Origin of the sequence: Alsobacter sp. KACC 23698, from assembly GCF_045348435.1 — a bacterium.
In the GTDB taxonomy this organism is placed as follows: domain Bacteria; phylum Pseudomonadota; class Alphaproteobacteria; order Rhizobiales; family Beijerinckiaceae; genus Alsobacter.
On record NZ_CP157484.1, the window covers coordinates 1,076,637 to 1,089,910 of the forward strand.

General features: G+C 70.5%; 12 protein-coding genes. 10 read left to right on the top strand and 2 right to left on the bottom strand.

What is annotated here, in order from left to right:
* Positions 1-264 precede the first annotated feature (264 nt).
* Positions 265-1,215, top strand: a complete 951-nt coding sequence (locus tag ABEG18_RS04955; RefSeq protein ID WP_406856987.1) for a ring-cleaving dioxygenase — start codon at positions 265-267, stop codon at positions 1,213-1,215.
* A 107-nt stretch (positions 1,216-1,322) separates the two neighbouring features.
* Here the strand turns inward: ABEG18_RS04955 and glgX are convergent, their stop codons facing one another.
* Positions 1,323-3,506: a glycogen debranching protein GlgX gene (glgX, locus tag ABEG18_RS04960; RefSeq protein WP_406858534.1), complete on the bottom strand. Its 2,184-nt coding sequence runs from the start codon at positions 3,504-3,506 to the stop codon at positions 1,323-1,325.
* 156 nt (positions 3,507-3,662) lie between these two features.
* Positions 3,663-3,968 (bottom strand): hypothetical protein, encoded by a 306-nt coding sequence (locus ABEG18_RS04965; protein WP_406856988.1) that lies wholly within the window; start codon positions 3,966-3,968, stop codon positions 3,663-3,665.
* Between the two features lie 270 nt (positions 3,969-4,238).
* Here ABEG18_RS04965 and ABEG18_RS04970 point away from each other — a divergent pair, with 270 nt between their 5' ends.
* The 9 genes from ABEG18_RS04970 (at position 4,239) to ABEG18_RS05010 (ending at position 13,253) form a co-directional block, all read left to right on the top strand.
* Positions 4,239-5,030, top strand: coding sequence for a DUF2189 domain-containing protein (locus tag ABEG18_RS04970; RefSeq protein WP_406856989.1), 792 nt, complete (start codon positions 4,239-4,241; stop codon positions 5,028-5,030).
* A 214-nt stretch (positions 5,031-5,244) separates the two neighbouring features.
* On the top strand, positions 5,245-6,237 hold the full coding sequence (locus tag ABEG18_RS04975) for a TRAP transporter substrate-binding protein (RefSeq protein ID WP_406856990.1): 993 nt from the start codon (positions 5,245-5,247) through the stop codon (positions 6,235-6,237).
* Positions 6,238-6,444: 207 nt separating this feature from the next.
* Positions 6,445-6,945: a TRAP transporter small permease gene (locus tag ABEG18_RS04980; protein ID WP_406856991.1), complete on the top strand. Its 501-nt coding sequence runs from the start codon at positions 6,445-6,447 to the stop codon at positions 6,943-6,945.
* Positions 6,945-8,222 carry a TRAP transporter large permease gene (locus tag ABEG18_RS04985; protein ID WP_406856992.1) on the top strand — a complete coding sequence of 426 codons (1,278 nt, stop codon included), beginning with the start codon at positions 6,945-6,947 and terminating at the stop codon, positions 8,220-8,222. The genes ABEG18_RS04980 and ABEG18_RS04985 overlap by 1 nt, the downstream gene beginning before the upstream one ends.
* A gap of 7 nt (positions 8,223-8,229) precedes the next feature.
* The gene (locus tag ABEG18_RS04990; protein WP_406856993.1) at positions 8,230-8,982 is read left to right on the top strand and encodes a GntR family transcriptional regulator; all 753 of its coding nucleotides are present in this window, start codon (positions 8,230-8,232) and stop codon (positions 8,980-8,982) included.
* Positions 8,979-10,484 (top strand): mannitol dehydrogenase family protein, encoded by a 1,506-nt coding sequence (locus ABEG18_RS04995; RefSeq protein ID WP_406856994.1) that lies wholly within the window; start codon positions 8,979-8,981, stop codon positions 10,482-10,484. The genes ABEG18_RS04990 and ABEG18_RS04995 overlap by 4 nt, the downstream gene beginning before the upstream one ends.
* A gap of 35 nt (positions 10,485-10,519) precedes the next feature.
* Positions 10,520-11,716 (top strand): mannonate dehydratase, encoded by a 1,197-nt coding sequence (uxuA, locus tag ABEG18_RS05000; RefSeq protein ID WP_406856995.1) that lies wholly within the window; start codon positions 10,520-10,522, stop codon positions 11,714-11,716.
* A 116-nt stretch (positions 11,717-11,832) separates the two neighbouring features.
* A complete protein-coding gene (locus ABEG18_RS05005) occupies positions 11,833-12,384 on the top strand; it encodes a sigma-70 family RNA polymerase sigma factor (protein WP_406856996.1) in 552 nt (183 codons plus the stop codon).
* On the top strand, positions 12,381-13,253 hold the full coding sequence (locus tag ABEG18_RS05010; protein ID WP_406856997.1) for an anti-sigma factor domain-containing protein: 873 nt from the start codon (positions 12,381-12,383) through the stop codon (positions 13,251-13,253). The genes ABEG18_RS05005 and ABEG18_RS05010 overlap by 4 nt, the downstream gene beginning before the upstream one ends.
* Positions 13,254-13,274: the final 21 nt, after the last annotated feature.

A 13,274-nucleotide genomic window follows, 5' to 3' on the forward strand; every position in this document is an offset into this window, starting at 1 on the left:
ATGCAGCCAAGCCCCGCCACCCCTCACCCCCACCCTCTCCCCGTTCCGGGGCGAGGGGGCCCGCTGCGGCGCTTCCCCACCCCGTCATCCCCTGCGCGCCGCAGGCGCGGGAAGGGGATCCAGAAAGGCCGGGCGAGACGCGCGGCCGCACGGTGTCCTATGCGGGGCTGCAAGGGGGCGGCACTGGCGCCGGCGGCGGCTGGGCTTATCTGTGCGTCCAACGAAGCGCCGCGATCCGCAGCGCCGCACCAGGACCCGACCGACATGGCGACACCCTTGCAGCTCACGGGCATCCACCACCTCACGGCGATCACCGCCGACGCGAAGGGCAATCACGCTTTCTACACCGACACGCTGGGCATGCGGCTGGTGAAGAAGACCGTCAACCAGGACGACGTGAGCGCCTACCACCTGTTCTACGCCGACGCCGAGGCCTCGCCCGGCACGGACATCACCTTCTTCGACTGGCCGGCCGCGCCCGAGCGGCGTGGGACCCACAGCGTCGCCCGGACCGCGCTGCGGGTGTCGGGCGAGGAGACCCTGCGCTGGTGGGCGGCGCGCTTCGACGAGCGCGGCGTGCGCCACGGCGGGATCGTGACGCGCGACGGCCGCCTCACGCTCGACTTCGAGGACCCCGAGGGCCAGCGGCTCGCGCTGGTGGACGACGGCGGCGCCGGCCCGGCCCATCCGTGGGACCGCAGCCCTGTCCCGGCGGAGCGCCAGATCCGCGGGCTGGGCCCGATCACGCTCAGCGTGCCGGACGCCGCACCCACCGGCGCGGTGCTCGAGCGGGTGATGAACATGCGCCACGCCCGCCGCTACGACCATGACGGGCGCAGCGTCCACGTCTTCGAGATGGGGGAGGGCGGCCCAGCCGCCGAGCTCCACGTCGTCGTCGAGCCGGACCTGCCCGAGGCGCGGCAGGGCGCCGGCGCGGTGCATCACGTCGCCTTCCGCACGCCGGACGCGCAGCAATACGCGGCCTGGGCCGAGCGGCTGCGCGAGCTGCGCGTCCCGTCCAGCGGGCCGGTGGACCGGTTCTACTTCCAGAGCCTCTATTTCCGGGAGCCGAACGGGATCCTGTTCGAGATCGCCACCGACGGTCCGGGCTTCGCCACCGACGAGCCGGCCGAGGCGCTCGGCGAAAAGCTCGCATTACCGCCCTTCCTGGAGCCGCGCCGGGCCCAGATCGAGGCCGGCCTGAAGCCGCTCTGACCCGCAGGAGAGGCCGATGGAGAAGATCGTCGCGGCCGTCGGACTGATCGGCGCCCTCGTGCTGGTCGCCGCGGTGATCGGGCTGGAGCGCGCCGGAGCGTTCTAGCTCACCCCTTCTTCCGCTCGGGCAGCAGCTCCAGGAGCAGCAGCGAGCGGCCGGTCACCTCATAGGCGTGGCCGAGCGGCAGGCGCTCCTCCTCGTCGTCGAGGTCGGGGCGGTTGGTGTCGACGAGGCGGCGCCATTCGCGGCCGCCCGCCACCTCCGGAAGGGTGAACTCCACCACGTCGTGGTGGGCGTTCAGCACCAGCATCAGCGTGCGGTCGCTGCCGCGGCGGCGGATGCCGCTGGGCTGGGCGCGCCCGTCCAGCACCACGCCGAAGCAGCGCGCGTTGCCGTCGTTCCAGTGGTCCGGCGTCATCTCGTCGCCGCCCGGCGTCAGCCACGTCACCTCCTTGACGTCGAGCTCGGCGTTGTAGGCGCCGCTCAGGAAGCGCCCGCGCCGCAGCATGGGCTGCGATTGACGGATGCCGATCAGCCGCCGGGTGAAGTCCGTCAGCGCCTTGCCGTCTTCGTCGATCGCCTCCCAGTCGATCCAGGAGATCTCGTTGTCCTGCGCGTAGGCGTTGTTGTTGCCGCCCTGGCTGCGGGCGAACTCGTCGCCGGCCAGCAGCATGGGCGTGCCCTGCGACAGCATCAGCGTCGCCAGCATGTTGCGCATCTGGCGCAGGCGCAGCGTCTTGATGTCGGGATCGTCGGTCGGCCCCTCGACGCCGTGGTTCCAGGACAGGTTGTCGGAGTGGCCGTCGCGGTTGTCCTCGCCGTTCGCCTCGTTGTGCTTCTCGTTGTACGAGACGAGGTCGTTGAGGGTGAAGCCGTCATGGGCGGTGATGAAGTTCACCGACGCCCAGGGCTTGCGTCCGCGCTTGTTGAAGAAATCGGCCGAGCCGGCGATGCGCGCCGCCAATTCGGGCAGCTTGCCCTCGTCGCCCTTCCAGTAGGCCCGCACCGTGTCGCGGTAGCGGTCGTTCCATTCCGCCCAGCCGGGCGAGAAACGGCCCACCTGGTAGCCGCCCGGCCCGCAGTCCCACGGCTCGGCGATCAGCTTCACCCGGGCCAGCGTCGGGTCCTGCCGGCAGGCGTCGAGGAAGCGGCCGTCCTCCTCGAAGCCGTGCGGCTCGCGGCCCAGGATGGTGGCGAGGTCGAAGCGGAAGCCGTCGATATGCATCTCCTCCGCCCAGTAGCGCAGGCTGTCCGTCACCATCTGGAGGACGCGGGAATTGCTGAGATTGACCGTGTTGCCGGTGCCGGTGTCGTTGATGTAGTAGCGCCTGTCCGGCGCCAGCCGGTAGTAGGAGGCGTTGTCGATGCCCTTGAAGGACAGCGTCGGGCCGAGCTCGTTGCCCTCCGCGGTGTGGTTGTAGACGACGTCGAGGATCACCTCGATGCCGGCCTCGTGGAGATGGGACACCATCTCCTTCACCTCGTTGACGAAGGGCGTCGCGAGGTAGCGCGGCTGCGGGGCGAAGAACCCGATGGAGTTGTAGCCCCAGTAGTTCCGCAGCCCCTTCTCCTCCAGGTAGCTGTCGTCCAGGAACGCGTGGATGGGCAGGAGCTCGATGGCGGTGACGCCGAGGCCGCGGATATATTCGATCACCTCATGCGTCATCAGGCCCGAGAAGGTGCCCCGCAGCGGCTCCTCGACCGCCGGATGGCGCATGGTGAAGCCGCGCAGATGCGCCTCGTACAGGATGGTGCGGTCCCACGGCGATTGCGGGCGGCGCTCCGCCCCCCAGGTGAAGGCGGGGTCGATGACGCGGCATTTCGGCACGAAGGGGGCGCTGTCGCGCTCGTCGAAGGACAGGTCCGCGTCCGGGTGGCCCAGCGTGTAGCCGAACAGGGCCGGATCCCAGGTGAACGCGCCGTCGAGCTGCTTGGCGTAGGGGTCCAGCAGCAGCTTGTTGGGATTGAACCGATGCCCGGCCGCCGGATCGTAGGGGCCGTGCACCCGGTAGGCGTAGACGGTGCCGGGGCGGGCGTCGGGCAGGTAGCCGTGCCAGACCTCGTCGGTGTATTCGGGCAGCTCGATGCGCTCGAGCTCGGTCTTGCCCTCGATGTCGAAGAGGCAGAGCTCGACCTTGGTCGCGTTGGCGGAGAACAGCGCGAAATTGACGCCGAGTCCGTCCCATGTGGCGCCGAGCGGGAAGGGGTGGCCCTCCCGCACCCGCGATTTGCGCTGCGTCTGCGGGGCGGTCGTGATGGCGCGTTCGGTCGGCGGGGACTTCGCCTGCATGTTCATGGGGGCCTCGGCTGGGAGAAACGGTCGCGTTTCCGCCTCAACGCGCCAGCCTCCAAGAAGCTCCGCCGTTTCGCCCCGCTTCGGCCATGGTCATGTCGCGCCCGATCGACGCGACCCAGTCCCGGTCCGGCCGCCGCCGTGATCGCGCGGTCAGTAGCGCACGGAGATCACCGGCGTCACATAGGCCGGCGCCGGCAGGGGCCGGTTGTAGAGCACCCCGACCCGGTTCACGACCGGCGCGCCGACATAGCGCGAGCCGCGCGGCCCGAGCGGCGGGATGGGGGCCATGCCCTCATAGATCAGCTCCTCGGGCGCCGGACCGAACAGCGGCGGCGCGTAGGGATTGTGGTGATATCCGCCCGCCGTCGCGGGGGCGGCGATCATCGCGGCGCCCAGCAAGGGGGCGGCGAGGCGCAAAGCGGCTCCGCACAGGGCCGGGCGCGTCCAGGTCGTCATGTCGTCCTCCGATGTCCAGTTCCGGATCCGCCCCAGCATGCCGCGCCGCCCGTGAAAGTCCCGTTCAGCGGCTGAAAAACCGGCCCGCATGGTGAATCCTTCCTCAGACCGGCCGGATGGGCCCCGTTCAGCCATCCATCGGGGCGGGCGCATTGGGCGCAGGACAGAGGCCGCCGGCCGCGTTACTCTTGGCCTTCGGTTGCGGCTCCTGAGTGGCGGTGACCTGCGCCGCCTTCGGCCGTCGTGACCTCGTGACAGGGAGGTACGACCATGGCGAACCTGAATGTGGTTTCCGGTTACGCGGACGCGCCGTCGACGCCTCAGGTGCGGCGGATCGGCTCCGCCGACCTGAAACGCGCCCTCGCCCAGGGGCTGGAGGATTTCTGGGCCATGCCGACCCATGTCGTCTTCATCGGGCTGATCTACCCGGTGGTGGGCCTGCTGCTCGGGCGCCTCCTCCTCGACAACGACGCCCTGCCGCTCATTTTTCCGCTCATCTCCGGCTTCGCGCTGCTCGGGCCGGTCGCCGGCGTCGGTCTCTATGAGCTGAGCCGCCGCCGCGAACTCGGCATGGACACCCGCTGGCGGCACGCCTTCGAGGTCGTCCGGGCCCCGGGCTTCCTCGGCATCCTGGCGCTCGGGGCCATCCTGGCGCTGATGTTCCTGTGCTGGCTCGTGATCTCCGAGGGGCTCTACGAGTGGCTGTTCGGCTCGCGCTCGCCGCAGACGCTGGCCTCGCTCGTGCAGGAATCGCTGTCGACCCGGCATGGCTGGGCGCTCATCATCCTGGGCAATTTCGTCGGCTTCCTGTTCGCCGCGTCGGCCTTCTCCATCAGCGTGGTCTCGTTCCAGATGATGCTGGACCGCGGCGTCGGCCCGGCCGTCGCCGTGGCGACCTCCCTCAAGGCGGTGGCGGCCAATCCTGGGCCGATGGCGCTGTGGGCGATCTTCATCGCGGCGGCGCTGGTGATCGGCTTCATCCCGCTGTTCTTCGGCATGGCGATCGTCATCCCGGTGTTGGCCCACGCTTCCTGGCACCTCTACAGGCGGGTGGTGGCGTAGCCTGGCGGGCGCCGGGGAAAGTCACAGACCCAAGTTGCCAAGCCGGCCATCCGCTGCTACTTGTCGACTTGTCGACCAGTTGCGGCGCCGCGCCTGTCGCGTCCGTCCCAATCAGGACCGCCTCGATCCCCCGAGCCCCGAACGGCGCGGCGGATGGGGCTGGGCCAGGTCTCAAGCCGCCGGCGAAGTCCGGTCACATGGGAGAGAACGCATCATGTCGAGGCTCCGCTTCACCCGGCGCGCCGCTGGCGCCGGTCTGGGTCTGCTCGTCGGTCTGGGCTTCGCCGCGCCGGCCTTCGCCCAGGCCAAGGTCACCCTCAAGCTCGGCCACCTCGGCAACGAGGAGAATGTCTGGCACAAGGCCAGCCTGCGCTTCGCCGAGGATGTCGCCAAGCGCACCAACGGCGAAGTCGAGGTCAAGGTCTTCCCGAACGAGCAGCTCGGCAAGGAGACGGACCTCATCAAGGGCATCCAGCTCGGCACGGTCGACTTCACCATCACGGGCGAGTCGCTGCAGAACTGGGCGCCCTCCGCCGCGCTGCTGGCCGTGCCCTACGCGATCCGCGACCTCGACCACCTCGACAAGGTCGTCTCCGGCCCGGTCGGCGCCAAGATCGCCCAGAACATCGACGACAAGACGGGGCTGAAGGTGCTGGCCTATTTCGCCCGCGGTCCGCGCGAGCTCACCTCCAACCGTCCCATCAAGACGCCGGCCGACCTCAACGGCCTGAAGCTGCGCGTGCCCAACGTGCCGCTCTTCGTGAAGGTCTGGGAGGCGCTCGGCGCCAAGCCGACCCCGATGGCCTTCTCGGAGGTGTTCACCTCGCTGCAGAATTCCACCATCGACGCCCAGGAGAACCCGCTGGCGCTGATCAAGTCGGCGAGCTTCAACGAGGTGCAGAAATACGTGAACCAGACGGACCACGTGCTGAGCTGGATCTATCTCGTCGGCGGCACCAAGAAGATGGCGCGCCTCACCGAGGCTCAGCAGAAGGCCATCATGGAATCCGCCAAGGCCGCCCAGGCCTATGAGCGCGGCCTGTTCACCGCCGACGAGAAGCAGCTGGAGGCCGACCTGAAGGCCAAGGGCATGCAGTTCGTCGAGGTCGACAAGGCCGCCTTCGCGGCCAAGGCCAAGGACGCCGTCACCTCCGCGCTGCCGGCCGAGATCAAGCCGCTCTACGACGAAATCGTCGCCACCAAGTGAGGCGGATCCTTCTCCCCGGCACGGGGCGAAGGTGGCCGAGCGAAGCGAGGTCGGATGAGGGGACCCTTTCCCCTCACCCCAGCCCTCTCCCCGTTCCGGGGCGAGGGGGCCTGTCGCGCTCTTCCCGGCCCGCGCCTCACATCCGCCGGTCCGGCCCTCCCGCCGGGCCGGCGCTCCCACCCTGAGCAGGTTTGTTCGAGGACCTCCATGCGCAACGCCTTCGCCGGCCTGGTGGCCGCCCTGGTGAGCGTCTGCCGCTACGGCACGCTCGCCGCCTTCGCCGTGCTGATCGGCGTCGTCGCCATCCAGGTGCTCGGCCGCGTGCCGGGCTTCCCGTCGCCGTCCTGGACCGAGGAGGTCGCCCGCTTCGCGCTGGTCTATCTCGTCGCGTTCTCGTGCGGCATCGCGGTGCTGCGCTCCGAACTCGTGAACGTGGACCTGTTCGTCACGCCGCTGCCGCCCGCCGCCCGCCGCGTGGTCGAGCGCATCGTCGACGTGATCGTGACCGTCTTCTCGCTCGCGATCCTGCCCGGCGCCTGGGACTACGTCGCCGGCAGCGTCGGCGAGCGCGCCCGGTCGCTCGACGTGCCGATGATCGCCGTCTACGTCGTGACGCTGATCATCCCCGTCTCGCTCGCCTTCTTCTCCCTCGCGCGCTTCCTCGGCTTCGGCCAGACGCCGCCCGCCAGCCACGGGGAGCTCGTCTAATGCTCGTCACCCTGCTTTTCGGCACCTTCGCGGTCTGCCTCATCCTCGGCACGCCCATCGGCGTCGCTCTCGGCCTCGCCTCGGCCGTGTACCTGTTCGGCGCCGGCATCGATCTCTCGGTGGTGCCGCAATACATGTTCGCCGGCATGGACTCCTTCGTCCTGCTCTGCATCCCGGGCTTCGTGCTCGCCGGCAACCTGATGAATGGCGGCGGCATCACGGACCAGATCGTGCGCTTTGGCAACGCCGTGGTCGGCCATGTGCGCGGCGGCCTCGGCCTCGCCAATGTGGTGGGCTCCATGATCTTCGCCGGCATCTCGGGCACCGCCGTCGCCGAGACGGCCTCCATCGGCGCGGTGATGATCCCGGCGATGCGCAAGTCCGGCTACGACGCGCCCTTCGCGGCGGCGGTGACGGCCGCGGCCTCCACGGTGGGGCCGATCATCCCGCCCAGCGTGCCCATGATCATCGTCGGCACCCTCACGGGGCTCTCGGTGGGCAAGATGTTCCTCGCCGGAGCGGTCCCCGGCGTGCTGATGGGCATCGGGATGATGATCACCGTCTACATCATCTCGCGCCGGCGCGGTTACCCCAAGGGCCAGTGGCAAGGCTTCGGCCATGTCGTGCGCACCAGCAAGGCGGCCTTCTGGGCCATCCTGATGACGGGCGTGATCCTGTTCGGCATCGTCGGCGGCTATTTCACCCCCACCGAGGCCTCGGTGGTCTCGGCGCTCTACGCCTTCGTGGTCGGCCTGTTCGTGTATCGCGGCTTCAAGGTGTCGGCGCTGCCCAACATCCTGATCGAGAGCGCGATCGGGTCGGGCGCGCTGGTGCTGCTGGTGGGCCTCGCCAACGTGTTCGGGTGGATCCTCACCAGCGAGCAGATCCCGCAGGCGATCGCCGCCGCCATGCTGGCGCTGACCACCAACAAGTACCTGATCATCCTGCTGATCAACATCCTGTTGCTGATCGTCGGCACCTTCATGGAGACCATCGCGGCGCTGATCATCCTGTTCCCGCCGCTGCTGGCCGTGGCCGTGAAGGTCGGCATCGACCCGATCCACTTCGCCACCTTCGCGGTGATCAACCTGATGATCGGCCTCACCACGCCGCCGGTGGGCGTCTGCCTCTTCGTGTCGGCCAACATCGCCAAGATCTCGCTGGGCGCGATCAGCAAGGCGATCTGGCCCTTCCTGGTGTGCAACATCCTGGTGCTGTTCCTGGTCTCCTACGTGCCGCAGATCTCGCTCTGGCTGCCGAGCCTGTTCTACAAGTGAGGCGGGCATGAGCTCGGATCGGCCCTCCGGCCTGGGGACCCGCGACCGGCCCGCCCGCTCCGACGCGGGCGGCCCCGGGGCCGCGCCGCCCACGGTGCGCGGCATCCATGCGGCGTTGCGCCAGGACATCGTCAGCCTGCGGCTGCGGCCGGGCGAGAGGCTGTCGGAGAACGAGCTGGCGCTGCGCTTCGGCACCAGCCGCGCGCCGGTCCGCGAGGCGTTGATCCGCCTCGTCGAGGAGGGCCTGATCGATGTGAGGCCCCAGCGCGGCAGCTTCGTCAGCCGCATCTCGCTGTCGGCGATGGAGCGGGCGCGCTTCGTCCGCGAGGCGCTCGAACTCGCCGCCGTCCGCCGCGCCGCCGAGCGGGGCGCCTCGCCGGGCGTCCTGGCCCGGGCGCGGGGCGCCATCGCCGAGCAGGAGCGGGCGCAGCGCGATCCGGAGCGCTTCACCCAGGCGGACGACGCCTTCCATCACACGCTGGCGGACGGCAGCGGCGTGGCGCAGCTCTGGGCCGTGATCGAGCGCGAAAAGGCGCAGTTCGACCGCGTCCGGTTCCTCAGCATCCCGGCGGTGACGCCGGTGGAGGTGCTCATCGCGCAACATCGCGCTATTCTGTCGGGCATCGAGAATCGCGATCCCGCCGCGGCGGAGGCCGCCATGCGGACGCATATGTCCGAGGTGCTCAAGATCGCCCAGACCCTGGCGGCCGAGCACCCCGACCTCATCAACGACGATCTTGGAGCGGACGAGCAGCCATGACCGTCCCGGCCGAACGACCCCGCCTATCCCCCGCCACCCTGGCGCAGGCCAGGCCGGGAACCATCCTGCCCGGTTTCGACCGCGAGAAGCTGCGCGTCGGGGTCGTGCATCTGGGCCTCGGCGCCTTCGTGCGCGCCCACGCCGCCCTCTACACCGACGAGGTCCTGGCCCAGGAGCCCGGCCCCTGGGGCTTCGCCGGCGTCAGCCTCAAGCGGCCGGACCAGCGCGACCGGCTCGTCCCGCAGGGCGGCCTCTACACGGCCCTGCAGCGCGGCCCGGAGGGCGTGTCGGCCCGCATCGTGGGCTGCCTCAAGGCCGTCCTGGTCGCCCCGGAGGACCCGGAGGCGGTGGTCGCCATGATGGCGGACCGCTCGGCCCGGATCGTCAGCCTGACGGTGACCGAGAAGGGCTATTGCCACGATCCCGCGACCGGGCTGCTCGACGAGCATCATCCCGACATCCGGCACGACCTGGAGAACCACGGCGAGCCGCGCACCGCGGTCGGCGTCATCGTGGAGGCCCTGGAGCGCCGGCGCTCCAACGGCGTCGGGCCGTTCACGGTGCTGTGCTGCGACAACCTCCCGCATAACGGCCGTCTCGTCTCCGGCCTCGTGCGCGACTTCGCGGCCCTGCGGGACGGCGGCCTCGCGGCCTGGATCGAGACCCACGGCGCCTTCCCGTCCACCATGGTGGACCGCATCGTGCCGGCCGCGACCGAGGCCGACCTGGACGCGGCCTTCGCGGCCACGGGCCTGTGGGACGCCGCCCCGGTCACCCACGAGCCGTTCCGCCAATGGGTGATCGAGGACCGTTTCGTCGACGGGGCCCGGCCGTCCTGGGACAAAGCGGGGGCGCAGTTCGTCGAGGACGTCGCCCCCTACGAGCACATGAAGCTGCGCCTGCTCAACGGAGCCCATTCGGCGCTGGCCTATCTGGGCTACCTCGCCGGATGCGAGACGATCGGCGAGGCCGTCGCAGATCCGGCGTTGCGCGCCTATGTGACCGCGCTCTGGCGCGACGAGATCATCCCGGCCGTGCCCGCGCCGCCGGGGCTCGACCTCGGCGACTACGCGGGCGACCTGCTGGAGCGCTTCTCCAACCCGGCCATTCGGCACCGCACCTGGCAGATCGCCATGGACGGTTCGCAGAAGCTGCCCCAGCGCATCCTGTCCACCGTGCGGGACAGGCTCGCCCAGGGCCGACCGATCCCATTGCTCGCGCTCGCGGTGGCGGCCTGGATCCGCTATGTCGGCGGCGTCGACGAGGCCTTCAGGCCGATCGACGTGCGCGATCCGCTGGCCGACCGCCTCAAGGCGGCGCTCGACGGCGCCGGCCCGGACCCGGCCGCCCGCGTCCAGGCGGTGCTCGGCGTCGAGGCGGTGTTCGGCCCTGACCTGCCCCGGTCCCCGGTTTTCGGGGAGGCGGTCACGGCCGCCTATGCGCGCCTGCTCGCTCACGGCGCGCTGGCGGCCGCCGCGGCCTCGTCCAGAGCGTCCGCCTGAGCGGGCGACCCATTGAACCCCAGGGAGATTTGAGCATGGAACAGAGCTGGCGCTGGTTCGGCCCGGACGACGTCGTCCCGCTGCGCGCGATCCGTCAGGCCGGCGCCAGCGGCGTCGTGACGGCGCTGCACCAGATCCCCTACGGCGTCGTCTGGAGCGTGGAGGAGATCGAGGCCCGCAAGGCGCTGATCGCGGCCGACCCGTCGCTCGGCCTGCGCTGGAACGTCGTCGAGAGCCTGCCGATCCACGAGCGGATCAAGATCGGCGAGGGCGACCTCACGGAGCTGTTCGACGCCTATCGCCAGTCCATGCGCAACCTCGCGGCCTGCGGGGTGCGGACGATCTGCTATAATTTCATGCCGGTGCTGGACTGGACCCGCACGGAGCTGCGCCATCCGCTGCCGGGCGGCGGCTCGGCTCTGCGCTTCAACGCGCATGAATACGCCGCCTTCGACTGCTTCATGCTGGAGCGCCCGGGCGCCCGCGACGACTTCCCCGCCGAGGTGATCGACCGCGCCAAGGCCTGGTTCGACCGCGCCACGCAGGCTGACAAGGACGCGCTGCTGGCCACCATCATGGCGGGCCTGCCGGGCGCCTTCGACCGCTACGACATCCCGGGGCTGCGCCGCCACCTCGCCCGCTACGAGGGCGTCTCGCGCGAGGCGCTGCGCCAGAACCTCGCCCGGTTCCTGCGCGAGGTGATCCCGACCGCCGAGGAGGTCGGGATCCGCATGGCCATCCATCCCGACGATCCGCCGCGCTCGCTGATGGGCCTGCCGCGCATCGTCTCCAGCGAGGACGACCTCGCCTTCATCCTGGGCGCCGTCGGTTCGCAGGCCAACGGCCTGACCCTCTGCACCGGCTCGCTCGGGGCCGGAGCCCACAACGACATTCCGGCCATCGCCCGGCGCTTCGCCTCGCGGATCCATTTCGCGCATCTGCGCAACGTCGCCAAGGAGCCGGACGGCTCCTTCATGGAGGCCGACCACCTCGGCGGCGACACCAACATGGTGACAGTGGTCGAGATCCTTCTCGCCGAACAGAATCGCCGCAAGGAGGCCGGGGACGACCGGTGGCGCATCCCGTTCCGGCCCGATCACGGCCATGAACTGCTCGACGACGTCGGCAAGGGCAGCTTCCCGGGCTATTCGGCGATCGGCCGCCTGAAGGGCCTCGCCGAGATCCGCGGCGTCATGACGGCGGTCTCGCAGCTGCGTGGATTGCCCGTCTGAGTGGAACTCGATTGCGCGCGGGCTAAGGCTCAGCCTACGATCCCTGGTCCGCCGGATGCGTCCGGCGGTCCCCGTCGTGCGTAGACAGGCGGTTCCCCCCAACCCAGGACGCACGCTTGCCGCCCGACGCCAGCCACCTCGCGGATCTGATCGTCCGAACCGGACGAGGCGACAGGGCGGCCTTCCGCGCCGTCTACGACGCGACCGCGTCGAAACTTCTCGGCGTCATCCTGCGTATCGTCAGGAACAGGGCCGGAGCGGAGGAGATCCTCCAGGACGTCTATCTGCGCTTGTGGCGAAACGCGGCGAGCTACGCGCCGGAGGCCGGGCCGCCCATGGGCTGGCTGGTCTCCATCGCGCGCAACCGCGCCATCGACGTCATCCGCCAGAAGACGCCAGACCTCATCGGCCCCGACGAGGACGGCGTGGACTGGTACGACAAGCTGGCGGAGCCGCGGGACCGGGAGGCTGAATTGCTGGACGCGTCCGCGCTCCGCAACTGCCTCGGGCGGATCGACGAGGAGCACCGCTCCTGCATCCTGCTGGCCTACTGCGAGGGCTGGTCGCGCGAGGAGCTGGCCCAGCGCTTCGACCGGCCCGTCAACACCATCAAGACCTGGCTCCATCGCGGGCTGGCGTCGCTCAGAACCTGCCTGGACGCGCAATGAACGCCGAGGACGCCCAGAACCTGGCCGGCGAATATGTGCTGGGCACCCTCAGCGCCCCCGAGCGGGCGGCCTTCGAGCGCGCGCTGTCGCGCGACCCGGCGCTGCAGGGCATGGTCCAGGCCTGGGAGGCGAAGCTTGCGCCTCTCGCCTCCGCCGTCCCGCCCGAAGAGCCGGGGCCGGGCGTCTGGCAGGCCATCGAAGCGGCGCTGCCGCCCGTGCGGCTCGAGCCGGTCGCGAGCCCGGCCGATTCGCAGGAGCTGCGCGCGACGTCGCCCCTGGGCGGGCCTGCGCCGACCGTCGAACCCTCGCCGGCCCAGGCCGCGCTCGACCTGCGCGCCTTCCCCGAGCAGGCGCTCGCCCCGCCGAGCCTCACCGACGTCTTCGCCATGCGCCGGTCGCTCCGCCGTTGGCGCGTCGCGACGGCCGCTTTCGGGGCCGTGGCGGCGGCGCTGGCCTTTGCGGTGGCGCTGGAGCGCAATCTGCTCGGCGCGGATTTCCCCGGCGCGAGCCTGTTCGGCGCCCGCCGTCCGGCCGCCGGCCAGTTCGTCGCCGCCGTCAACCGGGGAGGGGACCAGCCGGCCCTGATCGTGCGGGTCGATCTTGCGAGCGGCGTCGTCACCGTGCGTCCCGTCGCGGCCGAGACGCCGGCCGGCAAGAGCCTGGAGCTCTGGTCGGTGGTGGAAGGCCGCGCGCCCAAATCGCTGGGCCTCGTGGGCCAGGCCGCGCTGAAGTTTCCCGCCCCGACGGTCTTCGCAGGCGCCAAGCCGGAGGCCACCACCTTCGCCGTGACGGTGGAGCCCTCGGGCGGCTCCACGACGGGCGGCCCGACCGGGCCGGTGGTCTATTCGGGCAAGCTGATCGCCGAATAACGAGAGGCGCACAAAAAAAGC

Excerpts from the sequence above, each read along its gene's own strand:
- ABEG18_RS04955 (WP_406856987.1), top strand. The coding sequence starts at position 265 with ATGGCGACACCCTTGCAGCTCACGGGCATCCACCACCTCACGGCGATC.
- glgX (WP_406858534.1), bottom strand. The coding sequence starts at position 3,506 with ATGCAGGCGAAGTCCCCGCCGACCGAACGCGCCATCACGACCGCCCCG.
- ABEG18_RS04965 (WP_406856988.1), bottom strand. The coding sequence starts at position 3,968 with ATGACGACCTGGACGCGCCCGGCCCTGTGCGGAGCCGCTTTGCGCCTC.
- ABEG18_RS04970 (WP_406856989.1), top strand. The coding sequence starts at position 4,239 with ATGGCGAACCTGAATGTGGTTTCCGGTTACGCGGACGCGCCGTCGACG.
- ABEG18_RS04975 (WP_406856990.1), top strand. The coding sequence starts at position 5,245 with ATGTCGAGGCTCCGCTTCACCCGGCGCGCCGCTGGCGCCGGTCTGGGT.
- ABEG18_RS04980 (WP_406856991.1), top strand. The coding sequence starts at position 6,445 with ATGCGCAACGCCTTCGCCGGCCTGGTGGCCGCCCTGGTGAGCGTCTGC.
- ABEG18_RS04985 (WP_406856992.1), top strand. The coding sequence starts at position 6,945 with ATGCTCGTCACCCTGCTTTTCGGCACCTTCGCGGTCTGCCTCATCCTC.
- ABEG18_RS04990 (WP_406856993.1), top strand. The coding sequence starts at position 8,230 with ATGAGCTCGGATCGGCCCTCCGGCCTGGGGACCCGCGACCGGCCCGCC.
- ABEG18_RS04995 (WP_406856994.1), top strand. The coding sequence starts at position 8,979 with ATGACCGTCCCGGCCGAACGACCCCGCCTATCCCCCGCCACCCTGGCG.
- uxuA (WP_406856995.1), top strand. The coding sequence starts at position 10,520 with ATGGAACAGAGCTGGCGCTGGTTCGGCCCGGACGACGTCGTCCCGCTG.
- ABEG18_RS05010 (WP_406856997.1), top strand. The coding sequence starts at position 12,381 with ATGAACGCCGAGGACGCCCAGAACCTGGCCGGCGAATATGTGCTGGGC.